The following is a 24,696-nucleotide window of genomic DNA, read 5'->3' on the forward strand; positions in this document are numbered from 1 at the left end:
CATCCCTGACGGGCCTCAATCCCGCTTACCTCGGGAAGATGACATGGGGCGTTCTCCCCGGAGCAGCAGGCCGTGGCTGGCGTGACCCCGGGACTGGTCCGCCTGTCCGTGGGCATCGAGCACATCGATGACATCCTGGCAGACCTTGAAGCCGGCTTCCGTGCCGCCAAGGAGGCAAGTGGCGCCTGATTCACCGGACAATTTCCACAGCCGCGGCGTGGCAGTCAAGAGGGTCATCCTATTGTTCCGCGGTCAACGATACTTCCGGGGAGCTTGTGGACCCCGGGTACGAGCGCGCCGGACTCCATGAGGGCCTGGGCGGCGGCGCGCCCCAGCTCCTCCAGGTTCATGTCCACGCTGGAGAAGGGACGGCGGACGTCCCTGCTGACCACCGACCAGTTGTCGAAGCCAACCAATGCAACGTCTTGGGGTGTGCGAAGTCCGCGCGCTTCCAACGCATCCATTGCTCCGCGCGCGATCTGGTCGTTGCCGCACACTAAAGCGTCGAATGCTACGGAGTCGTCGAGGAGACGGTGTACGGATGACCATCCCCAGGTCTCGTGCCATTCGCCGTGAGAGGGAATCCCGCCCACCAGGTCCAGCCCGGCTGCGGCGGTGGCAAGAAGCGTCCCCTCGGCACGGTCGCGGGCGGCCGTCTCGCGCTGCGGCCCGCCGATATGGACAATCATTTTGCGGCCGGTACTGATGAGTCTCTCCGTTACGAGTTTGGCGGATTCCGTGTTGTCGCAGACAAAGGAAGTGTCGGCCGGATCGAGCGAGGGCGCGTACACGTAGACGAGCGGGACGTTGGTGTTCAGGTGCAGGGACGGCCGTGGCTCGGGGATGTCACCCACAAGGAGGAGACCGTCCACCCTTCGGCTCACGAGGGCTTTGGCGTGCTGCAGCTCCAGCTCTGGATTTCCCCGTGAGTTCGAGAGCAGCACGGTCGAACTGTCCGCGCCCAGCGAGTCTTCTGCCCCCATCATGATGGGGAGTGAAAACCTGCCCTCAGAGTCGTTTGTGATGACCCCTACGGACTGCGTGCGTCCTCCAAGCAGCCCCCGCGCCAGGAGGTTCGGTGAAAAGGAAAGCTCCTCGGCAGCCTGGAGAACCCTCAGTTTGGTGCGGTCGGCAACGTCGTAACGGTTGCTGAGCGCCTTTGAAGCCGTGGCGAGCGAGACCCCGGCACGTGCCGCGACATCCGCCAGTGTGGCGGCCTTGTCCCGCGCCGTTGCGGCTGGTTGGACTTCCATGAACAGCACACCCCTTTGATTCCTTGACAGCTGCCCCCCACGCTACTAGCTTTGGGACGAAAACCTTTTCGAAAGCCTTTTCGATGCCGCGTTCCATTCTTCCACCGATTCATGAGGACTTCCCAACCATGACTGCTCGAGCCATTGCACGGACCGATCGCGGTCTTTCCCCGCTGCCCTTGACTGACGTCGTCATTGATGACGCTTTCTGGGCGCCGCGCCGGGAACTTATCCGGACCCGTACGCTGCGCCAGCAGGAGGACCAGTTGCGTAGGGGCGGACAGTTCGAAGCCCTGAAACTGGGCTGGAAGCAGGGGGACCCGGAGCCTCACATCTTTTGGGAAAGCGACGTGGCGAAGTGGATCGAAGCGGCCAGCTACTGCCTGGCGACGACGCCGGACCCTGAGCTTGAGGCTTCAGTGGATGAGGCCATCGGACTGCTCGCCGCCGCCCAGCAGGAGGATGGCTACCTCAATGTCTACTTCACGGTGGTCCGTCCAGGTGAAAGATTCACAGACCTGCGCGATGCCCATGAACTCTACTGCGCCGGCCATCTGATCGAAGCCGGTGTCGCCCACCATCAGGCAACCGGCAAAACCAGGCTCCTAGAGGTGGTTCGACGCTATGCGGACCTTATCGAGACCACATTCGGCCCGGGCGGGCAGTGCGAGGGAGGTTACGACGGTCACCAGGAAATTGAACTGGCCCTGGTCAAGCTGTACCGCGAAACCGGTGAGCGCCGCTATCTTGAAGTGAGCCGGCGGCTGATCAGGAACCGCGGGCAGCAGCCTTTCTACTTCGATCTGGAAGAGGAACGGCGCGGTACTCCCGGCTATTTCGCCAGTTTCTTTCCACACCGTCACGAGCAGGTGCGGCGCTTCCGCGAATACAACCAAAGCCATCAGCCCGTCGTCGAACAGGCGTCGGCAGTAGGCCATTCGGTACGCGCCGTCTACATGTACTCCGCCATGACAGATCTCGCGGCGGAATACGATGACACGGAACTGGGCGAAGCCTGCGACACGCTGTGGGCGAACCTTACCGACAGGAAGCTTTACCTCACCGGCGGGATCGGCTCCGATCATTCCATTGAGGGATTCGGCCCTGACTATGATCTCCCGGACGAACACGGCTATGCGGAGACCTGCGCTGCCATCGGGCTTGTCCAGTGGTCCCAACGGATGGCCAACACACGGCGGCACGGACGCCATATCGATGTCCTGGAACGCGCCCTCTACAACGGTGTCCTCAGCGGCGCCTCTGCGGAAGGCACGCACTACTTTTACGGCAACCCTCTGGCCAGCAGCGGCAGTGTTCAGCGGCAGGAATGGTTTGGGGTGGCCTGCTGCCCGCCCAACCTGGCCCGCCTCCTGAGCGAGCTCGGACGGTACATTTATGCGCAAGGCCCCAACGAAGCTGTGGTCCACCTGTTCGTGGGCGGCGAAGCACGGTTCGCCCTGGACGCCGGCACCATCACGCTCCGTCAAACAACCGAATACCCTCGCCATGGCAAGACCGGGATTTCCGTCGGCACTACAAGGCCGGCAGATTTCACCCTCTCCATCCGCATCCCGGCGTGGAGCCAGCCATCAGTCAGCCTCAACGGCGAGACCCTCCAGAATCCAGAGTTCACCAACGGATACCTGTCGCTGAGGCGCACCTGGGGCGACGGCGATGTGGTGAGCCTGGACCTGAATCTTGCACCACGACGGATTTGGGCCAACCCCGGCGTCGCTTCAGCCAGAGGCAAGGTGGCGCTGGCCTGGGGACCGCTGGTGCATTGCCTGGAAGGCGTGGACCATAATGCCCCCGTCAGAGGCATCACTCTTCCGCGATCCAGTGAGCTGACCGTGGTCTCGGACCACCGCACAGGAACCGTCACACTCCACGCCGCAGCCGAGACTGCCGGCCCTGCTGCCAACGGGGAGCTCTACCCGACGGCACCGCCAACCTCCGTCAGCACGGCGCTGACCGCTGTGCCTTACTTTTCCTGGGCAAACCGGGGAATTGCAGACATGACCGTCTGGATTCACGAATCCGACCGATAGCCGCCGCGGAAAAATAAGGACGCCGCTAGCGGATGGCGGCTTCGGTGATGGCTGATTCTTCCAGGCCCCAGTACTCCAGGCACTCCTTGTACTCCGGGGATTCCAGAACGGACTGGATGGCCTGCTGCAGCGCCGGTGTAAACGGTGATCCCTTCTTCAGCGCCATGGCGACGGTGGTGTTCGTGCGGGTATCCATCCTCGGTTCCAGAACGGCGAAGTGGTTGGGCTGCTGCTCGATGGCCCAGGCCAGGGCACTGGCGTCGTAGAAGACCCCGTCGATCCGCTTGGAGTCCAGCTGCGTCAGGGCCTCCTGGATGTTGGGCAGTGTCACGCCGTTGATGGCTGGCTGGCCCTTTTCCTCACAGGTCCACTTCGAGACGTTCGGCAAGTGGTTCAACTGCTGGGTGGAGCCCTTGGCTACGCCAATGTTCTTCCCGCAGAGTGTGTCGTTGGTCAGCTTCAGCGGGTTGCCATGGTGTACGGCCACGGCCGAGCCGCCCTTGAGGTAGTTGATCATGTCCAGGACCTTCAGCCGCTGTTCCGTCGCCGCCATGGTGGTGGCAGTGAAGTCATACCGGCCGCCGTCGATACCGGGAATGATCGTGTCAAACGCCGTGTTCTCAAACTTCAGCTTCAGCCCCAGCTTCTTCGCCACGAGCCGGGCGAGGTCCGGGTTCACCCCGATCGGGGTGGAGTTGTCCTCGGCCAGGAACGTCATCGGCGGGGAGCTAAGATCCATCGCCACGGACAGTTCACCCTTGGCCTTGTAGGGCTCCGGCAGCAGCGCCACCGCTGCCGGATCCGGTTGGACACCTTCTGAGATGTCCCGGGTGTTCTGTGTCTTGGAGAGTTCTGTGCCCTCAGTGCCCGTTGACGTGCCGCCGCAGGCACTCAGGGCCAGCAGGACTGCGAGTCCGGCGGCCGCCGTCTGGATCTTCTTTCCAGTCTTCATAGTGCTTCCCTTTAAAGGGGGTTCAGGTGAAAGTCTTGCTGATTGATTGTTCGTGTAGTCCGGCGAGTCTGCTGCCGAATTGGCCAGGACCGAGGTCTTGGCGGAGTCCCTGGGTTCTTCCCATTGGTGGTCAATGCCGAAGAGCGGTACATCACTCACTTTCCGCGGCTTTTACCGGCGCGTCAAGGACCTCAGAAGCTTCTCCTTGACGGCCCCGTAGGGCGGGTACGCGAACCGAAGAGTGTCGGGGCGCAGGGGCTTATCGAGTGTGGACCGTTCGTGCGAAAAGGTCCGCAGGGAATGCTCGCCGTGGTAGGCGCCCATGCCGCTGCCTCCTACGCCGCCGAAGGGAAGTCCGGGAACCGAAAAGTGGGCGGCAGGAATGTCGAAATTCAAGGCTCCAGAGGATGTCTTTTCGGCGAAGGCCTGCCGGACTCCATCAGTGGCCGCGAAGACGTAGAGGGCAAGCGGTTTGGGGCCGGAGTTGATAAGGCGGATAGCCTCATCCTTCCCGCTGACCGGCACCAGCGGCAGGAGGGGGCCGAAGATTTCTTCCTGCATGACTGCGTCGCCCTCATGCGGCCGCAGGAGGGTGGGGGCGAAGTACCGGGTGGCCGCATCCCGTTGACCTCCGTGGACAACAGTGGTGCCGTCAGCCAAGGCAGTGAGCCTGTCGAAATGCCGCCCGTCGATGATCCGTCCGTAAGAGGAGCTGGAGGTTGGGTCCTTGCCAAACAGGCGGGTGATCGCCAGCTTGAGTTCGTGTTCGAGGGAGTCGAGGAGGGAAGGCTGAGCCATGACATAGTCCGGAGCGATACAACTCTGACCTGCATTTATGAACCTGGTCCACGCGATCCGCATGGCTGTTTGCCTGAGGTTCCTCCCGTCATCGACATAGGCCGGACACTTTCCGCCAAGCTCGAGGGTTACCGGAGTCAGGTTCTCGGCTGCTGCCCGCATCACGGCCTGCGCAGCATTGCGGCCGCCCGTGAAGAAGATATGGTCAAAGCGCTCGTTGAGCAGGGCGGTCGTCTCCGGGACGGCACCCTCCACCACTTCCACAGACGGAGCCAGGTATTGCGGGACCCACCGGGCCAAGGCGGACGACGTCGCAGGCGAATGTTCGCTTGGCTTGAGGACCACAGTGTTTCCCGCTGCCAGAGCCCCCGCCATGGGCGCGAGTGTGAGGTTTATCGGGTAGTTCCAGGGGCCGATGATCAGGACCGTACCCAATGGGGTCAGCTCAGTCCATGCCTTCGCGGGCAGTAACATCGACGGTACGGGAACCGGTCGCGGGCGGAGCCATCGCTCAAGATTGCGCTCCAAGTTGCCGATCTCGGCAAGCGTGAAACCGAAATCTGTTGCCAGTGATTCACTCCGCGGTTTGCCGAGGTCCTCCTGGAGTGCGCGCACGAAGTCCTCCTCGTGCTCGGCCAGCATCCTGCGCATATTACGCAGGAGTTGAAGCCGCGCCGCCAACGGACGGCTGGCACCGCCGTCGAACACTGAACGGGCCCGGGAGGCCGCGGAAGCAGGTGTGGCCATGGAGCAAACGTACTCCTGTTTTCCTGTTGCTACAGCGTTCCGTTGTGAGGTGGCCAACGGGGAAGGGCTCGGCCGCGGACGGCCGGGCTTGCCGAAACTGCGGAACATGGGCGGACTTTGGGCCGAACTCTATCCTTCTATGTGTGCGGGCGGCCTCTTGGCTGCCGGGTCGCTAGAAGGTTTCTGAGGGCTGCATATCTTTGGGCCGAGAGAGGCGGCCGCGGTTTAGTGTGATGACAGTGTCGGCTGCCTCCAGGGTCGCCGTGTCATGTGACGCGCACACAACCGTTGCTCCCCGTTCTTTTTCAGCGAAAAGAATTTCGGTGATCCGTTCCTGTGATTCCGAGTCCAGCCCGGTGGTCGGTTCATCCAGGAGCAGGATGTCCGCGTCTTGCGCGAGGCCTTGGCCAAGGAAGGCGCGCTGGCGCTGCCCGCCTGAGAGGCTGTGCAGCTGCCGCTTCTCGTAGCCTGAGAGACCGACACGGCCGATGCATTCGTCGACGATCCTCTGGTCATGTTTGAGAAGGGGGCGCAGGAGCCCCTTGCGTGCCCACCTGCCCATGCTGACGACGTCGCGTACCGTCAGGGGCATTCGCTCGGGGACCGCGCTGCGTTGAACCACGAGTGCGGTGCTGCCTTTGACGGGCAGCTCAACTCTTCCGTGGCGCGGGGTCTGCAGGCCTGCCAGCACGTTGAGCAGTGTGGATTTTCCGGACCCGTTGGGGCCGGCAACAGCGGTGATGGTGTTGGCTTCGATCCGCAGCGACAGGCCGCACAGCGCCTCCACGCCGTCATGATCCAGCCATACATCCTCTAAGACAAGCAGGCCTGCCTGCGTTGCCTTGCTGGACGTCGGGTTGAGGCGCGGCGAAGAAGTCATGGCAAAAGACTAGCATTTGGGAATGATTGTCATTAGCGTTATCGTCTAGACCGTGCACCTGATCCTTGAACCTTTCGCTGCTGATTTCATGCTCTACGCCCTTCTGGGCGGTTCCTTATGTGCTGCCGTTTGCGCCGTCGTGGGGACGTGGGTGGTTATCAGGGGCATGGCATTCCTGGGCGAGGCGATGGCGCATGGCATGCTGCCCGGAGTTGCCGTCGCGACCCTTACCGGTGTTCCTGTCGTCTTAGGCGCTGCCGGAAGTGCCATTTTGATGAGCGTTGGGGTGAGTCTGCTGGCCCGCAGGGGCAGGTTGTCCCATGACACGAGCATCGGTCTCTTTTTCGTCGGAATGCTCGCCGCCGGCGTGATCATCATTTCGCATTCACGCAGTTTTGCCACCGATGCCACGGCCATCCTCTTTGGCGACATCCTCGCCATAGGGCAGGCAGATCTGTGGTTGCTGTTCTGGGCATTGCTGGCAACCGTAGTGGTGGCCAGAGTGTTCCACCGCTCCTTTGTGGCCCTGGTGTTTGACCAGCGGGTTGCCCAGGTCATGGGTCTTCGGCCCCGGCTGGCGCAGGTGCTGCTGGTTGGCCTGGTGACGTTGGCGGTGGTCGCTTCCTATCAGGCAGTGGGGGCATTGCTGGTCCTCGGTCTGTTGCTTGCCCCGTCCGTGGCCGCTGCGGCCTGGACCCGGCACATCCGGACCACCATGGTCCTGGCAGCGCTCATCGGTTGTACGTCGGTCTTCGTCGGCCTGCTGGTTTCCTGGTACTGGGGCACGGCAGCCGGCGCCTCCATCGCCCTCACCGCGGTTTCAGCCGCGGCGTGCTCAAACCTAGCCCGGGCCGCGTCATCTCCGCTGCGGCGCGGCCAGGCAGCCGGGCACGCCTCCCACCCTTCCGCAGCCCTGTCCTCCGGCATCACCGGCAGCCCTGTTGCCGGTTCCGCTAATCGCTCCACCAAGAAAGCAATTCGTGCGAACATCTAGAACCCTCACACTTTCCGCCTTCGCGCTGACCCTGGCCCTTTCCGCATGTTCCGCCCCAGTGGCGGTCCCGGGATCAGGACCGGAAGCAGCTAAGGAAACCGCCGCTGCAGGGGGATCAGCAATCGGCGACGGGCATGGAGCCAAGGCAGGCGCCAGTGAGGTAGCTGAACCCCAGCTTCACTTGCTCACCGTTGGCCAGGCCGGCGAAGTGGGCATGCTGGACCTCGCGGATGAAACGTGGAGAAGTGCGGGAAGCCTGCCGGGCACAAAGAGCGGCATTACCGATGGCAGGTACATCTTCGCCTCATCCCCGGAACAAGGAACAGTCACGGTCCTGGACAGTGGCGTCTGGACCTGGGACCACGAGGATCACTTCCACTACTACCGCTCCGATCCCAGAACCGTCGGAACAATTACGGGGCAGGGGAAGGCAGTCGTTACACCCGGGGCATCGGCCACCGGGGTGTTCTTCCCTGAAACGGGAAAGGGCGTCCTCCTGAGCAACGACGCCCTGGCAGAAGGCCAGATCCGTGAAACAGCGCACCTAAACGATGCAGCCACACCCCACCAGGGAATGCTGGTGCCGCTGGGTGACTTCGCACTTGCCACGGTGCCCGGCGCTGACGGGAAAGCCCAGGCAGTACAGGCGTACGACGGCGAAGGGTCGGCTCTGGACGGAGCACAGGCGCCCTGCGCCGACGCGCAGGGCACCATCACCACACGCGTTGGTGTGGTCATCGGATGCACGGATGGCGCCCTCCTGGCAACCGTGGAAAACGGGAAAGTCGCGTTCGAGCACATCCCTTACCCGGCAGGCGCAGGGGCAGGACCCGCCACGGCGTTTCGGGCCCGCGAAGGCCGCCCCACTGTGGCGGCCGTGGCCGGTGACCAGGGTGCCTGGATCCTCGATACCCGCGAACGGAGCTGGCAGCTCATCAAAACTGATGTGCCCTTGCAGCAGGTAGCTGCCGTGGATGACAAGGAAGGGCACGCCGTCGCCCTCTCCATTGACGGGCGGGTCCTGGTGCTCTCCGCCGAGACTGGTGCCACGTTGTCCTCCACCGAACCCCTGCTGACCGAGACCCTGTCCGATCCCGGGCTCCTGGCCAGCGTGGAGCTGGTTGCCGATCAGCAGCGTGCCTACCTCAACGCGCCGGCCGAACAGAAGCTGTACGAGATTGATTTCGCTGATAACGCCCGTCTGGCCCGGACCTTCGCCACACCGTCCGTGCCGGTTGTTTTTGCCAGGACAGGACGGTGACGAAGATGCTTCGACGCTTTAAGACTGCACGCCTTAAGAGTGCACGCCGCCCGCTGACGCTGCTTCTGGCGGCCGCGGCCTTGGCGGGTTCCGCTGGTTGCAGCCCGCTGGAAGCGGACCGGCCGCTGATTGTGGTCAGCACGAACATCCTCGGCGATGTAGTGGAGAACGTCATCGGGGACCAGGCCGAGGTCCTGACGCTTATGCAGCCCAATGCGGACCCGCACTCTTTCGAGATTTCCGCCCAGCAGGCAGCAACAATGCGGCAGGCGGACCTCATCGTTACCAATGGACTGGGGCTGGAGGAAGGCCTGCAGCAACACATCGACTCTGCCAACGCCGGTAAGGTCCCCCTGCTCGTCGCCGGCGACGTCATTGATGTCCTCAATTACGGCGACGACAGCACGGCAGGAAACTCCGCCGGAGCAGCCGATCCCCACTTCTGGACCGACCCGGAACGCATGATCACGGTAGTCAACGCCCTTCAGGAGCGGTTATCAACCATTGACGGAATCGACCCCGAAGTGGTCAAGGCAAAGGCAGAGTCCTATCGGGCAGAGCTGACGCAGCTGGACTCCGACATGACCGCAGCCTTCACCGCCATCCCCGCAGAGCGGCGGAACCTCGTGACCAACCACCACGTCTTCGGTTACCTGGCCGACCGGTACGGGTTCAACGTAATTGGTGCCGTGATCCCGGGCGGAACCACCCTTGCCTCCCCAAGCGCCTCCGACCTGCGTGACCTGGTCAGCGCCATCGAGGAAGCCAAGGTGCCCACAATCTTTGCCGAGTCTTCCCAACCGGACCGCCTCGTCCAGGTCCTGGCCGACGGCGCCAACATCGACGTTTCGGTCGTCGAACTCTTCACCGAATCGCTCACCGACCCCGACGGCGGGGCGGAGTCCTACCTGACCATGATGCGCACCAATACAGAGCGCATCTCCACCGGCCTCTCGCCATGAGGCCAGACACCAGAAAGAACACATGAAAAACGCCATATCGCCGTTGCGCACCAGGCGCATTGTCCTCGCAGCAGCCGTCACCGCCTCTGCGCTCCTCCTATCCGCCTGCGGATCCGCCTCCGGACCGGCAGCGAGTACTGCCAGTACAGGTTCTGCCGGCGCCGGCACAACTGCTCCGGCCCCGCGTGTGGCCCTCACGTATGACGGGGGCATTGCCGTCCTTGACGGCAAAACACTCGAGCTCGAGGGCGACCTGCCTCTGGCAGGCTTCAACCGGCTCAACCCGGCAGGCGACGGACGGCACGCAATGGTCACCACCGCAGAAGGGTTCCAAGTCCTGGACATGGGGACCTGGACTGATGCCAGCGGCTCCCGGCAGGCCGAACCTCAACTCACCGATCTCGTCTTCAAGGCCGACAAAGCCGGACACGTGGTGCGACACGATGGCAAGACCGTCCTGTATGCAGACGGCACTGGTGAAACGACTATTTTCGAGACCGACGCACTGCTTGACGAACCTACCAAGTTGCCTGAAACCGAGGTGGTTCCCGCGGAGGAAGCACACCACGGCGTGTCAATCGTCCTGAAGGACGACACGCTGCTCACCACCGTAGGCAACTCGCAAAGCCGCTCAGGACTCCGGGTGCTGGACAAAGACCGCAAGGAAATCGCCAGGAACGGCGAATGCCCCTCTATCCACGGGGAGGGCACGGTAGCCGGCGAAATCGCGGTCTTCGGATGCAGCAACGGCGTGCTCGTCTACGAGGCCGGCACCATCACCAAAATCACCGCCCCGGACAAGTATGGCCGCATGGGCAACGCCTACGTAACGGACACCAGCCCCATCGCCGTTTTCGACTACAACGCCGATCCGGACGCCGAAGGCTACCTGCTCCACCAGCTCGGCCTCATCGATACAAAGGCTAAGACCATGAAAGTGGTGGACCTGCCTGACGGCGTCGAGTACACATGGCGGGACGTCGCACGCGGACCCAACGAAGAAATTCTCCTGCTCGGAACGGACGGATCCCTGCACACCCTCGATCCCGTCAGCGGGGAGACCACTTCTTCCCTCCCTGTCATCGGCGCCTGGGAAGGCCCTGCCGAGTGGCAGGACGCGCACCCGGCACTCACTGTGCTCGATGGCACCGCTTACGTAACCGACCCGGCCAAGAAAACACTCCACGCCATCGACCTCGCCACGGGTAAAATCACCACCTCCAAGGAACTTCCTGGCACACCCAACGAGATCACCGTCGTCGAAGGCTAAACACCTGACGTGAGGGGTTAAGCCCGGCACCGGCCGTGCTTAATCCCTCACGTCAGGCTCACTTCCGTTGGCTGTCCCGGCCCAGCAGCTTGTTGATCCGCGCCCCTGTTTCCACAACAAGGGGCGCTATCCGCTCTATCGTGGCGGGGGTCATCTCGTGGTCAAGCGCGGACGTGCTGAGTCCGCCGATGACTCTTCCGCTCGCGTCCTGGAGCGCAACCCCAACGCACCTGATGTGGAGTTCGTTTTCCTCGTCGTCAACGGCCCACCCCCGACGGCGGATGAGTTCCACCTGGTTCCAGAGCAGGCTCTTGGACATGATGGTGGACCGGGTTCTCCGCTTCAGCTGCGCGGCTTTCAACAGTTCGCGGCTTGTTTGCTCGTCGAGCGCGGCCAGTATCGCCTTTCCGATGGCGGAGGACCACAGCGGAATGGTGTCGCCGACCCTTGAGCGCATTTGATAGGCGGCCGGCCCGTCAATTTTTGCAACGTAACTCAACTCGTTGTGTGAGAACCGCGCCATGTGGACAGTGAAACCAACGCTGTCCCGCAGCGCCTGAAGATCTGGCAGTGCCGTGCGGACAAGTTGTTCGTCATTGTGCAGCAACGAAACAAGCCCTTGGACCCGCCGGCCCGGGCGGTAGGCCCTCTCCTGGTCCTGTTCCACCCAGCCATACTCCACGAGGTCACTCAGGATACGGTGGACGGTGCTGACGGACAGGCCAGTCTCGGAGGCAATGTCAGAAATCCTGTGGTGCGCAGGCACCGCCTCCAGCACTTTGAGGCCTTTCATCAGTGCGGACAGCTGGGGCTCCGCAGGCCCGGGTTCGGCGGTCACCTGCCCAGCCACCCGCCGTCGACAACCAGAACGTGGCCATTGACGTATGCCGCCTCCGGCCCGGCAAGGAAGGCCACACTGCCGGCAATATCCTCCGGCGAACCCCACCGCCCTGCAGGGATCCGCTCACGGATCGAGCGCTCCCGTTCGGGGTCTCCGCGCAAAGCTTCAGTGTTGTTCGTTGCAATGTATCCGGGCGCAATAGCGTTCACCGTTACCCCGTGCGATGCCCACTCGTTGGCGAGGGCTTTAGTTAAGCCCACCACCGCGTGTTTTGACGCCGTGTAGGAGGGAACGTTTATTCCTCCCTGGAACGAGAGGAGTGAGGCGATGGAAATGATCCTGCCGTGTCCCCGGTTGACCATATGGGTGCCGAAGACCTGGCTCAGGTGCCAAACGGTGTTCAGATTCAGGTTCAGGACCCGGTCCCAGGCCTCGCTGGCATGAGCCGCGGCCGGTTCGCGGTGAATCGTTCCCGCGTTATTGACCAGGATATCCACCGGTCCTGATGCCACGAGGCGTTCGGCATCGGTACGGGCCGCGGCGGGATCGCCAAGGTCAGATGTCACAACGTCGATGGTGACACCATGGCCGGACAGCAGCTCTGCGGTCTCCGCCATGTCCCGGTGTCCCCAGAGGACCAGATCGGCGCCCCCGCGGGCGAGCCGCTCCGCGCACGCGAATCCGATGCCTGTCCGCGCTCCGGTAACCACGGCGCGTTGACCCTGAAGTGGACGGGACAGGGTGGTGGATGATTCCATGCTGGCTCCGCCGTTCATCGAAGGTCTCCGGAGCTGACGGAATCAACGTCACTGTAGTCGATGTTCTCTCCGGCCATCGCCCAGATAAACGAATACGCACTGGTTCCGCTGCCACTATGAATGGACCACGGCGGTGAAACCACAGCGTCCCGGTCCCGCAGCAACAGGTGACGTGTGCTGTCCGGCTGGCCCATGAGGTGGACAAGGAGGGCGTCACCCAGTCCATCGTAAAAATAGATTTCAGTCCGGCGGTCGTGCAGGTGGGCCGGCATGGTATTCCAGACAGAACCCTGCTTCAGGGTAGTAATGCCAAGGACCAGCTGATTGGACTCAATTCCGTCGGCGTGAACGTACTTGCGGATAACGCGCTCATTGGCCTCTTCTGACGAGCCCAGATGCAGGGCTGCTGCGTCATCGTGGGAAGCAAGCCGGGCTGCTGTCCGCCGGTGCGCGGGGGCCGAAACGAGGTAAACGGCCCCTGTATCGGACAGAGTCACCGATTTCGTTCCGCACGGCAGGTAGAGGACGTCGTGCCGGCCCACCTTCCAGGTTTCCCCGTCGGCGGTCACTGAGACGGCGCCGTCAAGGCCAACGAGGGCCAGTTCGCGTCGATCAAGGAAGTTCCGGGAGCGTACCTCGGCTGGAGCCTCAAGCTCGATCGGATCCCCTGTTGGCATGGCTCCTCCCACAATGATCCGGTCGTCGTGGGCGTAGGCGAGCCGGACCTCCCCGGGTGCGAAGAGGTCTGAGACGACAAAGCGCTGGTGCAGCTCCCTTGAATCGAGGCGGGCCAGGTCATCAGGGTGCGTGCTCCACAGGCGTTTCACGGTTTTGGGGCTCCTCTATTCGCAACTAATCCGCAACGGCGTCAGCGCAGCATGGCCACATGGCGGGTCCAACGCTGCACTTCCCTACGGGAATTTAGCCTAGCGGTTTTTCAGCTGTACGGAAAGAGCTTTCCATCCAGCTGAAAATAGGCCATGCTGTTTTCCAGTGTTCGTGACGTTGCGCACATTGTCGCCCCGGCAGGGGGCGATCACCATCAAGGAGGATGAAGTGGCTAAAAAGAGTCGGATAACAGCGCGGTTGATGCTCGCTGTCACCGCCGTCACCCTGCTGGGCGCCTGTGCGCCAGGCCAGGTTGAAGGGGAGGGCGGCCCGGGACAGGAGCCGCTTACCGTCGAGAGCGTCGACCCCGCGGAGTTCAAGGGAAAGACCCTGAACTACGTCTACTTCACGGACGGGCCAGACGAGCAGGCGACCCGTTCCCTCATTGGGGACTTCGAAAAGAAATTCGACGTCACCGTCAATCTTGAGGTTCTTCCCTACAAAGATCTTGTGACTTCCGTTCAGGCACGCCTTTCCGGCGGAAATGTGCCCGACGTCGTTCGCCTCACCGGGCTCACTGATTTCAAGGCCGATCTCCTGGACCTGCGCCGCTACCTGGGTGAAAAGTATGCGGAGGAGTTCCTCCCCGGCCCGCTGGTCGGCGCTGCCGGCGACAATGACCAGCTTCTCGCAGTACCGTCGGACCTCACGCTCAACGGCCCGTTCGTCAACGTGGACATGTTCAAGAAAGCCGGTGTTGAGCTTCCCAATCCGGAAGATCCCTGGACCTGGGAGGAGATGATCGCCTCCGCCACCAAGGTGCAGCAGGCCACCGGATCGCAGTACGCCTTCGCCATGGATAAGTCCGGTCACCGGCTTTCCACCGTTCTCAACCAGTACGGCACGACGCTCGTCGCAGATGGCAAGGCAGTGCTGGACGCGGACAAAGCAGCAAAGGCCCTGACCCCACTTGTCGAGATGATGGGCGATAACCGGATGCCCCGGGACTTCTGGCTCGGCTCAGGCTCGCGCTATACCGGTGCCAACGAAATTTTCCTCGCCCAGGACGCGCCCGTCTACCTCTCGGGAAACTGGCAGGTGGGACAGTTCGCGGCCAACGCCAAATTTGAATGGGCCGCCGCCCCCAACCCCTGCGCAGAAAACTGCGGCGGCTTCCCGGGCGGCAAGTACATGGCGGCTTTGGCAGAAGGCAAGAATCCTGCGCTGGCCGCTGAGTTCATCCGGTTCATGAATACCGCGGAAAACCAGAAGACCTTCATCGTTGCCGGCGGCTTCCTGCCCACCCGGAAGGACCTTGCAGAAGAAGGCGTCGCCTATCCCGCCCGGCAATCCGATATGGACGTTTTCCTGAAGGATCTCTCACGCACTCCTGAGGTTGGGTACTCCGCAAATGCCGATCCGGCGTTCGCCGGCTCGGGGACCGAACTCGTCAATGCGGTCTCGGAAGTCGTTGCCGGAAAGACTGACCTGCCGGCTGCGCTGACGAAGGTCCAGGAGAAGTCACAAGCCCTCGTGGATGAACTGGACCGATGACAGCAGTCCGGACGGCTCCTCCCCGGAAGCGCAAGTCATCACTGAAGATGGGGTTGGTTCCATATCTCTTCCTCCTGCCGAACATGGCGATCTTCGGACTCTTCACCATCTGGCCGGCCATCAACGGCTTCAACATCTCCATGTACTCCTCCTCCAACGGCCGGACTTTCCGGTGGGAGGGGGCCGGGAATTACCAGAGCATCCTGACTGACGCTGATTTCTGGGGAATTGTCCGAAACACAGTGATCTATGCATTCGCGTTTGTGCTGCTCTCCGTGGTGATCGGGGTGATACTTGCGGTGCTTGTCGATCAGCAGCGGCGGGGCCGAACGTTCTTCCGCTCCGTCTTCTTTATCCCGGTCCTTATTTCGCCTGTCGTGGTGGGCCTGGTCTGGAACTGGATGCTTGAGCGGCAGGGAGGCCTGGTCAATACCTTTCTGGGCTGGTTCGGAATCCCGGAGATCCCGTGGCTGGTGGACAACAACCTCGCCACCATTGTGGTGATCGCCGTTGGCGTCTGGATGCAGGTGGGCTTCTACATGCTGATCCTCCTCGCCGGGCTCCAGAGCATCGATCCGTCTGTCTATGAGGCGGCGCGAGTGGACGGAGCAAACCGGTGGCGGCAGTTCATCAGCCTGACTTTTCCGCTGCTGCAGCCAAGCATCCTTGTGGTTGTTGTGCTTGCCACCATCCATGGCTTCCAGGCATTCGACTACATCTACACCCTGACCGGCGGTGGCCCCGTCGGCGCCACAACCCTCATCGTTCAATACATCTACGAAAACGGCTTCGTCTCCCCGATCAGGTATGGCATGGCATCGGCTGGCAGCGTCCTGCTGTTCTGCGCCATATTCGCGTTGACGATCATCAACTGGATGGTTGGCCGGAAAAGGGAAGCAGCATGAGCAGCACTACAACTGAGGCCGCACCTGAAACGCTCCCGGGTAAAACCTGGACGTCGACAGGCAAAAACAACATAACCGCCACCGACGCCCTCCGGGTGGTCATCCTCGTTACCGCGGCGCTCGTTGCCCTGGTCCCCATCGTGTGGCTTGTGCTTGGGGCGTTCAAGACTCCCACCGAGCTGTCGGCACGGCCGCCGTTGCTGCTGCCGGAGTCGTGGGGACTCTCGAACTACACCGACGCACTGACGCGGTTCGACTTTACGACGTACCTCTTCAACAGCACCGTCGTGACGATCGCTGCGACCGCCCTGACCCTCGCGATCAACTCCATGGCCGCCTACGCCCTGGCGAAGTACAACTTCCGCGGAAAAAACGGCCTGTTCCTCCTCACACTGGCAACGATCATGATCCCGCTGCAAGTGATTCTGATTCCGGTTTACCAGGTGGTTGCGTCGCTGGGGATGGTGAATACCCTCTGGGGGCTCATCATCCCGGCGGCCGCCACACCCACTGGGGTCTTCATCCTGCGGCAGTACATGCTCTCCATCCCGGACGAGCTGATCGAAGCGGCGAGGGTGGACGGATCCGGGGAATTCCGGACCTTCATTCAGATAGTCCTCCCGATGTGCAGGCCCGCGCTGGCTGTGGTGGCCATCCTGTCCATCATGTGGCGCTGGAATGACTTCCTGTGGCCGCTCGTCGTCGCCCAAAGTGAAACCGTCTACACGCTGCCGGTTGCGTTGGCGCGCTTCACTGCTGAGGAAACCGTACCGTTCAACCTCATCATCGCCATGAGCGTGGTCAGCATCCTGCCTGTGATCATCCTGTTCCTCTTCTTCCAGAGGCAGATCGTCACAGGCATCGCGAACACCGGAATCAAGTGACGCGTGCGGCCGCCCGACCGACCCACCAAGAACAAACGAGGCACCATGAGTGAAATTTTTATGCCGACCAACAGGACCACCCACACCACCGACGCCGACGGTACCGTGCGCGACTGGCTGGTCTCGCCCGTATGGGCTTCCCCGTGCGGGGACCTGGAGAAGTTCCTTCCCGCCGAAGGTGAGCCCTGGGGGGATGGCCGGTGGGTCCTGACCAACGGGCCCGACGTCGGCGGGCTGAAGGAACGACTGGCGAAAGCACACCCCATCGATATCGGGCAGCACATCGAGCCGCCGGTCGAGGGCGGTGCCGTCAGCTGGCTGGCGGGAGGTTCCACGTACAAGGCTTCGTGGCGGCGGGTCCGCACGGGGGAGGACGGGTTCCTTGACTGGTCGGCCTTCTGCTTCACACCGGAATACAGGTATTCGTTGGCAAGCACCGTGCTGGAAATAGACCAGAGCGACTGGCGAACCATTGAACTCCATACCACCGGCCCGTTCGTCCTGTGGCTCAATGGCGAGGTGGTGCTCCAGGGCGGCAAGGTCTCCTACATGGAACCCGAAGTGCACACGGCGCGGGTCCGCCTCCCCTCACGAACCACCACTGTCCATTTGGCGACATGGCAGGTCGCCTTCCGCGAGTGCCGCCAGATTGCCCGGATGCGGGTAACAGGCCTGCCCGTACGGGTCGTCATCCCCTCACCGGGGGCAGATGAACACGCAGCCAGGCTGGCCCAGACCGTACTGGCGAAAATCGGCTCGCCGTCCTGGGCGCAGGACGCGGCCGAGGCCACCCTCTTAGCTCCTCCGGGCGCTGCCTTGAGGGTGCGCGTGGGGGAGAATTCGCCCTGGCAGCATATAACGGCCGACGCGGCCGGAAAAGCAACATACCGCCTGGATCATGCAACGGAGGAGGAGCAGGACGAAGGCGGCGACGTCGCCCGAACGGCAGGGGCATCGATGCTCTCCAGCGGAGAAAGCATCGTCGAAGTAGGCCTGGACGACGAGCGCTGCCCGCAGACGATGCGGATGCGGGTGGCTGTCCTGCCGCCCTTGAGTACCGAAAGCCCCACAGGTGACACCGCAGCCTGGCGCAACGATGTCCTTCGGCACGTCGCCGGACACGGCGAAGGCGCGATCCGCGAGCCAGGAGTCGCTGGCCTCCTCGCCCGTTACGCCCTGGATTCCCAGACCACCGTCCAGGTGGAGGACCTCAGATCTTCGCTGCACCGGATCCTGACGCGTGGCGACTGCGCCGACTTCGAGGTGGTGTCCCTTCTGCTTGCATGGCATTGGATTCCCGAGGACCGCTGGTCACCCGAGCTGCGGAAGGAAGTTTCCGTGGCAATCACCGGGATGAAGTACTGGATCACCCAGCCTGGCCTTGATGCCATGTGTTACTTCACGGAGAACCATCAGTTCGTCTGGCACGTGGCGGAGGCGCTCGCAGGAGAGGCCTTCCCTGACTCAGTCTTCACCGTTGACGGCCGTACCGGATCCGAGCACGGAGCGGAAGCCCGTTCCCGGGCTGCGGGCTGGCTGACGAGGAAACTGCGGGGCGGCTTCAGCGAGTTCGATTCCAACGCATACCTTGCCATCGACAGTTACGCTTTGTGCGCGCTCATCGAGCTGGGCGAAGACCAGGCGCTGATTACGGCAGCGCGCACCCTTTTGGACAAGGTCCTGGTGACGCTGGCGTCCAACTCCTGGCGCGGCACCCATGGTGCGGCTCATGGCCGCTCCTACGTGCACACCCTGCGCAGCTCACGATTCGAGGAAACCTCCCCGATCCTTCGGCTTGTGGCCGGCGTGGGAACCCTTAACGACGCCGTACTTCCGGTGACGGCCCTGGCGCTGGCGCAGAAGTACACGATTCCTGATGTTGTCCGCGAACTGGCCGGGAACGAACCAGAAGAATGGTGGGGCCGCCAGGTCTACCGCGGCGAACTTTCCTTCGAACGGGACCTCCTGGAGAGGCCCTACCGCTCCGACCTGCGGGTCTGGAGAACACCTGACGTCATGCTCTCCAGTGTGCAGGATTACCGGGCCGGCCTTCCCGGCCTTCAGGAACACATCTGGGGGGTCACCCTTGGGCGCGAGCTGCAGGTGTTCGTTACCCACCCGGCCAACTCCGACACCGGATCTTCTGCCCGCCCGAACGCCTGGGCAGGCCATCGGATTCTCCCTCGTGTACATCAGCATCGAAATGCGCTGATCCACCTGCAGAGGTTCACCACGACGGATCCAATCCGTTCCACACACCTGTGGCTTCCCCTGTCCCAAACGGATGAATACATCCAGCAGGGTGAATGGATCGCAGCACGCCGCGGCGAGGGCTATGTCGCTATCGCCACTCCCGGTGGCGTCCGCCCTGTCCTGGAAGGCGAGACAGCCTGGCAGGAGTGGCTCCCGGTGGAGGGAGGCGCCGCCTGGATTACCGTCGTCGGACGCAAACAGGCCGACGGCGACTTCCGGGCCTGGGTCAATTCGCTCGCATCCACCGAGGTGCAGTGGCACCCGCGCGGTGAAGCTGATCCCGGGGTCCGCTTCGCCAGGGAGAATGCAGCCGTCATGGAAGTGACTTTCGAAACCGCGTTCCTGCTGGACGGTACTCCCGTTGGCCTCGTCAATGGGGTCCCCGAGAATGAGCCGCACCTGGACAACCCGGCAGTCCATGCAGAGTTCGACGACGGCCGAATCGACGTCGCCTGGCGTGGAAAGACACTGGGTCTCGATGTCGCCGGTTCACTTTCCGCCCTCGCGGAGGCATACGCCGTGGAAGGCGTTTCAAGCGCCACCAAGCTGGTAGGGAGCATGTCCAATGGCCGGTGAAGACACTTCCTCAGCTGAGCTCTCTGCTCCTCCTGTGCGTCCGTTGGAGCGGGCAGATCTGGTCACGGACCTTGATTCGATCGAGGCGGCACTGATTTCCCGGACGGCCAGCATGGGGGTGGAACGCTGGTTTTGGGGCGAAGGTGTGTGCCTGCTGGCAGCATGGCGGGCCGCGGCCGCGCGCGGAGCCGACATACCCGAACTGGTCACTGCCTTTACGCACAGGTTTCTGGCCAGCCCCCCGATCCTGGAACACGTTAATAACCTGGCACCGGGCGCCGCGGTGGCCGAGCTGTACCGCCGCGCCCCCGACCCTGCGATCAGGGCACTCCTGGAGGCTTGCCTGGAGTGGTATTTGCATGCCCCCGAAGCTACCCGCGCCCCGAACGGCGCGTTGGAACACTGGCCCGGCGGTGTGTGGGCTGACACCGTTTACATGGCCGGGGAGTTCCTCTTGCGCGCAGGGAACGTCCTGGACCGGCAGGACCTGGTTCAGGAGGCAGTAGACCAGTGGCTCGCGCACGCCGAACTGCTACAGGATTCGGATTCAGGTCTGTTCGTTCACGGTACGCACTCCGGCGCGCGCATCGACAGTTTCTGGGGCCGGGCCAACGCCTGGACTGCCCTGGCAGGGGCCGATCTTCTCGCCCTGGGAGGCACGGCCGAGCGGCTGGGAGAAGTGCGGGAACGTTTGGACCGCCAGCTGCAGACCCTCGCACAACTCCAGCCTGAGCACGGCGTCTGGGATGTTTTGGTTGACGGTCAGGTTGAGGTACGGGGCGTGCTCGAAACGTCCGCGGCCGCCGGAATCGGGGCAGCAATGCTGCGCGCCGATGCCCTCACAGCCGCCAGGGAAGCAACTTCAAAGCCGACGGCTGACCAAGCATCGCCGCGGTCAGCCCTGCGTGAGGCGGGGGAGCGGGCAGTCCGCGGTGCATTGGCATACGTCCATGAAGGCACCCTGACCCGGGTCAGCGCCGGAACCGTTCTGCAGCTCATTCCGTTCGGCTACTCAGTCATCAGGGACGACCGCATCCAGCCTTGGGGACAAGGCCTTGCGCTTGAGGCAATCGCCGCCTGGCGCGAGACGACAAAAAGCATGAATATGCCCGTGGGCCAACAGGGGGAAAACCTATGATTACCACTAAATACGCCCACAGCCCGGGGCACGTTGCCACCATGACCAGCCGGCAACTGAGGGATGCCTTCCTCGGCGAGAATCTGTTTCGGCCGGGCGAGGTTCATGGCCTGTACAGCCACCACGATAGGATCCTGGCCCTGGGAATCGTGCCCCTGGCGGAGCCGCTTGGGCTGCCGGTTCCGGACCAGATCAGAGCCGAGCACCTGCTGCAGCGCCGGGAAGCGGGAGTGATTAACGTTGGTGGCCCGGGCGTGGTTTCGGCTGACGGCCAGGCGTACAAGTTGAGCCATACTTCCACCATGTACTTGGGGCGCGGCGCCTCGGAAGTATCCTTTGCTTCCTCAGATCCAACGGATCCGGCTGCGTTTTACGTCTTCACCGCAACATCGCATCAGGCCCTGCCCACGGCCCTTATCGAGCCCGAAATGATGAACGTCGTGGAGTTGGGATCGCAGGACGGCGCCAACCGGCGCACCCTTCACCAGTGCATCTACGAAGGCGGGACCCGGAGCTCCCAGATCGCCTTCGGATACACCAGGGTTCACGCCGGAAGCACGTGGAATACGATGCCGGCCCACACCCATGACCGGCGCACGGAGTCCTACCTCTACTTTGATCTGGCTCCCAAGGATCGGGTCTTCCACATCATGGGCGAACCCAACGAAACCCGCCACCTGATTGTCGCTGACCGCCAGCTCGTAGTTTCCCCCAGCTGGTCACTTCATTTCGGCTCCGGCACGGGACCCTACACCTTCGTGTGGGCAACCGCGGGCGAAAACACCACCTACAACGACATGGACAGTGTCGACGTCACGGACATGCTGTGAAAGCCGAAACCGAAGTCATATCCACCTTTGGAAAGTGGGGGGTGATTCCTGTCGTTGTCATTGACGATGCAGAGAATGCAGTGCCCTTGTTGACTGCGCTCAGCCAGGCCGGACTGCCCGTGGCTGAAATTACGTTCCGAACACCTGCAGGAGCAGAAGCCATTCGAACCGCCGTAGACGCCGGGCTCACTGAAGGACCGGCCCCTGTCCTCATCGGCGCCGGCACAGTGACCACCGTTGAGGAGGTGGACAAAGCGGTCGACGCCGGCGCTCAGTTCATCGTCTCGCCAGGGTTTAGCCGGAGCGTAGTGGAACGCTGCCAAGAACATGGTGTCCCGATAGTGCCGGGGGCTGTCACGGCAACAGAGATTCTGGCATGCCTGGAAATGGGTCTGCAGACAGTGAAGTTTTTCCCGGCATCAGTTTCGGGAGGTCCGGCCGCCGTCCAAGCACTGGTGGAGCCCTTCGGTTCCCTGCAGGTGATCCCTACCGGCGGAATAAACCCGGACAACCTCGCCACCTACCTGAACATACCGAATGTCATGGCAGCAGGCGGCAGTTGGATGGTGCCCCGGGCCGCAATCCAGTCCAAGGACTTCGCGCGGATCGGTTCACTCAGCGAACAAGCGGTTGCCCTTGCCACGGCAATCCGGCAGGACTGAGCCATGACCCCACCTACCTGGAACACCGGGCCGGATGCTGAAGCCCCAGCGGCCGCAAGGACAACGGTGCCACGCGAGCGTGCAACAGGCGCCCCCGAAGTTGTGACGATGGGCGAGTCCATGGCTCTTTTCAATCCGGAAACTGTCGGTCCGTTGCCACACGCCGGGTCCTTTACGCTGGGCATCGGCGGTGCGGAAAGCAACGTGGCCATTGCCCTCAAACGGCTGGACACCTCCGTGGCCTGGGTGGGCAGGCTCGGGGATGACACGCTCGGAAACCTGGTCCGCCGGGAACTCCTGGCTGAGGGAGTGGAAGTTGTCTGCGCCCGGGACGGCGGGGCCCCCACGGGGCTCATGATCAAGGAGCGCCGCACATCGTCCAGCACCAGGGTGTCTTACTACCGGGCTAACAGTGCGGGCTCACGGCTCTGTGTGGAGGACGTCCCCAGCGACCTCATTGCCGGGGCACGGCTGTTGCACCTGACAGGCATCACGCCCGCATTGTCCAGATCGGCAGCCGAAGCGGTGCAGTACGCCATCGACTGCGCAAAAGCTGCTGGTGTCAAGGTCTCCTTTGACCTTAACTACCGCGCGTCTCTGTGGTCCATGCAGGAGGCGAAATCCGCCTACGAGAATCTGATCAGTCAGGCAGACGTGGTTTTCGCAGGCGAAGAGGAGGCGGCGATCGTGGTGGACTGCGCCGAAAATCCTCTTCAGTTGGCCGAGCGGCTGGCCAAACTCGGCCCCACCGAAGTGGTGATCAAGCTGGGCGCGGCGGGATGTGCCGCTCTTGTCGATGGCATTGAATATCATCAGCCCGCAATCCAGGTTGACGCCATCGACACGGTAGGAGCCGGGGATGCATTCGTCGCTGGCTACCTGGCGGAATGGCTCCGTGACGAGAGTGTTTCCCAGCGCCTGCTCACCGCAGTCCGCACCGGGGCGTTTGCCTGCCTGGTGCCAGGTGACTGGGAAGGCATGCCCTACCGCAACGAACTTTCGCTGCTGGATGCCACCGAACCCGTAACCAGGTAAAAAGTACGCGGCTACCAGGACCTCAGGCAGCGCCCGATCCGTACGGGCGGGTGATCGCCTCGAGGAAATGCCCGTCAGGATCCGCGAAGTAGACGCCACGTCCGCCGTCGTTGTGGTTGATCTGCTGCGGGCGGGACCGTCCCGGGTCAGCCCAGTAGGGGATGCCCTGGGCCTGGATCCTTGCGAAGATTGCGTCGAAGTCCTCCTCGCTGACCAGGAAGGCGTAGTGCTGCGGAGAGATGGGCCGGTCTGCGGTGGCGAAGTCGAGGGCCACTCCGTGCTCGAGGCTAACTGTCATGAAGGACCACATGGCTTGGGGTTTCGGCAGTCCGAGCACGTTGGCCAGGAACTCCGCCGAACGGCGCTTGTCTGTTGCATAAACAATGGTGTGGTTGAATGCGACTGTCATGGCGACCTCCTCGGGGCGTCTTGTCTGGAAGTAGGGGAGCTTCCGCTCAGAGTCCTTCAAACAGGTCTGTCAGCAGTGGACTGCCGGGCGTCCTGGCCGGCCACGCCAGGACCGACGATTCGCGGGACACAATTCTGGCCCACCGGCGCTCAGTCACCCCCGGGTCGACGATGACGTGCCGCTGGGATTTGTGCTCCATGAGGCCTGCGACTATTCGGTGCGCCACCTTGCTGGTGTCCACTTCAATGTCGATCCATTCGTCGGGAACCGGGCGCAGGTGGTACTCACGGGCAGGGTCCCAAGGCTCCAGGCCCTGTTGTTGCCGCCTCTGGTTCCAGCGTTCAAAGGTGGACGCGCGCAAGGCGCCGTGGACGAGTCGTTTCAAACCAGGGCCCGGTACCTGACGTGCCCGTGTAAAGGCTTCATCGGTAGCCCTGCCCACCGCGATATGGTCCCGGTGTCCTGTGATCCCATCGGGTCCGAAAGTCACCACTACCTGCGGACGTTCCTGGAGAAGGATGGCCAGAATCCTCCCGACCAGCTCCTCGAAGCCCACGTCTGCGACGTGCCCGTCCTCGTAGTCCAGCCATTCGTGCCGGTCCGGAATTGTGCCGTGGGCCTGCCAGGCACTGGCACTTTCCCGTCGCCGCCATGCGCCCAGCTCCTGCGGCGTAGTGGGGACGCCCTCCGCAATCTGCCCGGCCCCGCCGTCGGTCGCAAGCACCAGGCAGAAGCGGAATCCAGGGTCGTTCTCATGCAGGGCAATCGAGCCCGCGCAGCCGTACGCATCATCGTCCGGATGCGCAACCACAACCGCCAGTGAATGTGGCTCGTCCATAGGACAGAGGCTAAGCCCAT

The 24,696-nt window shown here is 62.8% G+C and carries 22 protein-coding genes and 1 pseudogene; 14 read left to right on the top strand and 9 right to left on the bottom strand.

What is annotated here, in order from left to right:
* Positions 1–42 precede the first annotated feature (42 nt).
* Positions 43–189 (top strand): annotated as a pseudogene (locus M1E17_RS11290) (PLP-dependent transferase); the annotation flags it as partial.
* 44 nt (positions 190–233) lie between these two features.
* On the opposite strand, the gene M1E17_RS11295 reads toward M1E17_RS11290, so the two are convergent.
* Positions 234–1,253, bottom strand: a complete 1,020-nt coding sequence (locus M1E17_RS11295; protein WP_457967464.1) for a LacI family DNA-binding transcriptional regulator — start codon at positions 1,251–1,253, stop codon at positions 234–236.
* Between the two features lie 128 nt (positions 1,254–1,381).
* Between M1E17_RS11295 and M1E17_RS11300 the strand changes: the two genes are divergently transcribed.
* Entirely contained in the window at positions 1,382–3,301 is a 1,920-nt protein-coding gene (locus M1E17_RS11300; RefSeq protein WP_457967466.1) for a glycoside hydrolase family 127 protein, read from the top strand.
* A gap of 25 nt (positions 3,302–3,326) precedes the next feature.
* On the opposite strand, the gene M1E17_RS11305 is transcribed toward M1E17_RS11300, so the two are convergent.
* The 3 genes from M1E17_RS11305 to aztA all read right to left on the bottom strand — a co-directional run bounded on the left by M1E17_RS11305 (position 3,327) and on the right by aztA (position 6,678).
* The gene (locus M1E17_RS11305; protein WP_457967468.1) at positions 3,327–4,253 is read right to left on the bottom strand and encodes an ABC transporter substrate-binding protein; all 927 of its coding nucleotides are present in this window, start codon (positions 4,251–4,253) and stop codon (positions 3,327–3,329) included.
* A 171-nt stretch (positions 4,254–4,424) separates the two neighbouring features.
* The gene (locus tag M1E17_RS11310) at positions 4,425–5,798 is read right to left on the bottom strand and encodes an aldehyde dehydrogenase family protein (RefSeq protein WP_457967469.1); all 1,374 of its coding nucleotides are present in this window, start codon (positions 5,796–5,798) and stop codon (positions 4,425–4,427) included.
* Between the two features lie 172 nt (positions 5,799–5,970).
* Positions 5,971–6,678, bottom strand: coding sequence for a zinc ABC transporter ATP-binding protein AztA (aztA, locus tag M1E17_RS11315; protein WP_457967471.1), 708 nt, complete (start codon positions 6,676–6,678; stop codon positions 5,971–5,973).
* 52 nt (positions 6,679–6,730) lie between these two features.
* On the opposite strand from aztA, the gene aztB reads away from it, so the two are divergent.
* The 4 genes from aztB to aztD are packed head-to-tail and all read left to right on the top strand — an operon-like array spanning position 6,731 to position 11,165.
* Positions 6,731–7,672 (top strand): zinc ABC transporter permease AztB, encoded by a 942-nt coding sequence (gene aztB / locus M1E17_RS11320; RefSeq protein WP_457967473.1) that lies wholly within the window; start codon positions 6,731–6,733, stop codon positions 7,670–7,672.
* Positions 7,659–8,933: an ABC transporter gene (locus tag M1E17_RS11325; protein ID WP_457967474.1), complete on the top strand. Its 1,275-nt coding sequence runs from the start codon at positions 7,659–7,661 to the stop codon at positions 8,931–8,933. Before aztB ends, M1E17_RS11325 begins: the two co-directional genes overlap by 14 nt.
* Before the next feature lie 5 nt (positions 8,934–8,938).
* Positions 8,939–9,895 carry a zinc ABC transporter substrate-binding protein AztC gene (gene aztC, locus M1E17_RS11330; protein ID WP_457967707.1) on the top strand — a complete coding sequence of 319 codons (957 nt, stop codon included), beginning with the start codon at positions 8,939–8,941 and terminating at the stop codon, positions 9,893–9,895.
* Positions 9,896–9,917: 22 nt separating this feature from the next.
* Positions 9,918–11,165 (top strand): zinc metallochaperone AztD, encoded by a 1,248-nt coding sequence (aztD, locus tag M1E17_RS11335; RefSeq protein ID WP_457967476.1) that lies wholly within the window; start codon positions 9,918–9,920, stop codon positions 11,163–11,165.
* Between the two features lie 58 nt (positions 11,166–11,223).
* Here aztD and M1E17_RS11340 read toward each other — a convergent pair whose 3' ends face one another.
* Genes M1E17_RS11340 through kduI (M1E17_RS11350) form a run of 3 tightly spaced genes read right to left on the bottom strand, consistent with a single transcriptional unit; the run spans position 11,224 to position 13,591 of the window.
* Complete coding sequence (locus M1E17_RS11340) at positions 11,224–12,003, bottom strand: IclR family transcriptional regulator (RefSeq protein ID WP_457967477.1); 780 nt, start codon at positions 12,001–12,003, stop codon at positions 11,224–11,226.
* Positions 12,000–12,764, bottom strand: coding sequence for an SDR family oxidoreductase (locus tag M1E17_RS11345; protein ID WP_457967478.1), 765 nt, complete (start codon positions 12,762–12,764; stop codon positions 12,000–12,002). The genes M1E17_RS11340 and M1E17_RS11345 overlap by 4 nt, the downstream gene beginning before the upstream one ends.
* Before the next feature lie 14 nt (positions 12,765–12,778).
* Entirely contained in the window at positions 12,779–13,591 is an 813-nt protein-coding gene (kduI, locus tag M1E17_RS11350; protein WP_457967479.1) for a 5-dehydro-4-deoxy-D-glucuronate isomerase, read from the bottom strand.
* A gap of 229 nt (positions 13,592–13,820) precedes the next feature.
* Here kduI (M1E17_RS11350) and M1E17_RS11355 point away from each other — a divergent pair, with 229 nt between their 5' ends.
* From M1E17_RS11355 to M1E17_RS11390, 8 genes are read left to right on the top strand one after another with little or no spacing between them, the layout of a single operon-like run.
* The gene (locus tag M1E17_RS11355) at positions 13,821–15,146 is read left to right on the top strand and encodes an ABC transporter substrate-binding protein (RefSeq protein ID WP_457967480.1); all 1,326 of its coding nucleotides are present in this window, start codon (positions 13,821–13,823) and stop codon (positions 15,144–15,146) included.
* Positions 15,143–16,051 (top strand): carbohydrate ABC transporter permease, encoded by a 909-nt coding sequence (locus M1E17_RS11360; protein ID WP_457967482.1) that lies wholly within the window; start codon positions 15,143–15,145, stop codon positions 16,049–16,051. Before M1E17_RS11355 ends, M1E17_RS11360 begins: the two co-directional genes overlap by 4 nt.
* The gene (locus M1E17_RS11365) at positions 16,048–16,935 is read left to right on the top strand and encodes a carbohydrate ABC transporter permease (protein ID WP_457967483.1); all 888 of its coding nucleotides are present in this window, start codon (positions 16,048–16,050) and stop codon (positions 16,933–16,935) included. Before M1E17_RS11360 ends, M1E17_RS11365 begins: the two co-directional genes overlap by 4 nt.
* Positions 16,936–16,980: 45 nt before the next feature.
* A complete protein-coding gene (locus M1E17_RS11370; RefSeq protein WP_457967485.1) occupies positions 16,981–19,764 on the top strand; it encodes a hypothetical protein in 2,784 nt (927 codons plus the stop codon).
* On the top strand, positions 19,754–20,902 hold the full coding sequence (locus M1E17_RS11375; RefSeq protein WP_457967486.1) for a glycoside hydrolase family 88 protein: 1,149 nt from the start codon (positions 19,754–19,756) through the stop codon (positions 20,900–20,902). The genes M1E17_RS11370 and M1E17_RS11375 overlap by 11 nt, the downstream gene beginning before the upstream one ends.
* Positions 20,899–21,732, top strand: coding sequence for a 5-dehydro-4-deoxy-D-glucuronate isomerase (gene kduI, locus M1E17_RS11380; RefSeq protein WP_457967488.1), 834 nt, complete (start codon positions 20,899–20,901; stop codon positions 21,730–21,732). Before M1E17_RS11375 ends, kduI (M1E17_RS11380) begins: the two co-directional genes overlap by 4 nt.
* Positions 21,729–22,394, top strand: a complete 666-nt coding sequence (eda, locus tag M1E17_RS11385) for a bifunctional 4-hydroxy-2-oxoglutarate aldolase/2-dehydro-3-deoxy-phosphogluconate aldolase (RefSeq protein ID WP_457967490.1) — start codon at positions 21,729–21,731, stop codon at positions 22,392–22,394. Before kduI (M1E17_RS11380) ends, eda begins: the two co-directional genes overlap by 4 nt.
* A gap of 3 nt (positions 22,395–22,397) precedes the next feature.
* A complete protein-coding gene (locus M1E17_RS11390) occupies positions 22,398–23,429 on the top strand; it encodes a sugar kinase (protein ID WP_457967492.1) in 1,032 nt (343 codons plus the stop codon).
* A 22-nt stretch (positions 23,430–23,451) separates the two neighbouring features.
* Here the strand turns inward: M1E17_RS11390 and M1E17_RS11395 are convergent, their stop codons facing one another.
* Complete coding sequence (locus M1E17_RS11395; protein ID WP_457967494.1) at positions 23,452–23,838, bottom strand: VOC family protein; 387 nt, start codon at positions 23,836–23,838, stop codon at positions 23,452–23,454.
* A 46-nt stretch (positions 23,839–23,884) separates the two neighbouring features.
* The gene (locus tag M1E17_RS11400) at positions 23,885–24,676 is read right to left on the bottom strand and encodes a PIG-L deacetylase family protein (protein WP_457967495.1); all 792 of its coding nucleotides are present in this window, start codon (positions 24,674–24,676) and stop codon (positions 23,885–23,887) included.
* Positions 24,677–24,696: the final 20 nt, after the last annotated feature.

The organism is Arthrobacter sp. D1-29 (assembly GCF_054130585.1).

Coding starts and splice junctions, on each gene's coding strand:
- M1E17_RS11400 (WP_457967495.1), bottom strand. CDS start 24,676: ATGGACGAGCCACATTCACTGGCGGTTGTGGTTGCGCATCCGGACGAT.
- M1E17_RS11360 (WP_457967482.1), top strand. CDS start 15,143: ATGACAGCAGTCCGGACGGCTCCTCCCCGGAAGCGCAAGTCATCACTG.
- M1E17_RS11300 (WP_457967466.1), top strand. CDS start 1,382: ATGACTGCTCGAGCCATTGCACGGACCGATCGCGGTCTTTCCCCGCTG.
- aztC (WP_457967707.1), top strand. CDS start 8,939: ATGCTTCGACGCTTTAAGACTGCACGCCTTAAGAGTGCACGCCGCCCG.
- aztA (WP_457967471.1), bottom strand. CDS start 6,678: ATGACTTCTTCGCCGCGCCTCAACCCGACGTCCAGCAAGGCAACGCAG.
- M1E17_RS11375 (WP_457967486.1), top strand. CDS start 19,754: ATGGCCGGTGAAGACACTTCCTCAGCTGAGCTCTCTGCTCCTCCTGTG.
- M1E17_RS11310 (WP_457967469.1), bottom strand. CDS start 5,798: ATGGCCACACCTGCTTCCGCGGCCTCCCGGGCCCGTTCAGTGTTCGAC.
- M1E17_RS11345 (WP_457967478.1), bottom strand. CDS start 12,764: ATGGAATCATCCACCACCCTGTCCCGTCCACTTCAGGGTCAACGCGCC.
- M1E17_RS11295 (WP_457967464.1), bottom strand. CDS start 1,253: ATGGAAGTCCAACCAGCCGCAACGGCGCGGGACAAGGCCGCCACACTG.
- M1E17_RS11305 (WP_457967468.1), bottom strand. CDS start 4,253: ATGAAGACTGGAAAGAAGATCCAGACGGCGGCCGCCGGACTCGCAGTC.
- M1E17_RS11395 (WP_457967494.1), bottom strand. CDS start 23,838: ATGACAGTCGCATTCAACCACACCATTGTTTATGCAACAGACAAGCGC.
- M1E17_RS11390 (WP_457967492.1), top strand. CDS start 22,398: ATGACCCCACCTACCTGGAACACCGGGCCGGATGCTGAAGCCCCAGCG.
- aztD (WP_457967476.1), top strand. CDS start 9,918: ATGAAAAACGCCATATCGCCGTTGCGCACCAGGCGCATTGTCCTCGCA.
- kduI (WP_457967488.1), top strand. CDS start 20,899: ATGATTACCACTAAATACGCCCACAGCCCGGGGCACGTTGCCACCATG.
- M1E17_RS11370 (WP_457967485.1), top strand. CDS start 16,981: ATGAGTGAAATTTTTATGCCGACCAACAGGACCACCCACACCACCGAC.
- M1E17_RS11365 (WP_457967483.1), top strand. CDS start 16,048: ATGAGCAGCACTACAACTGAGGCCGCACCTGAAACGCTCCCGGGTAAA.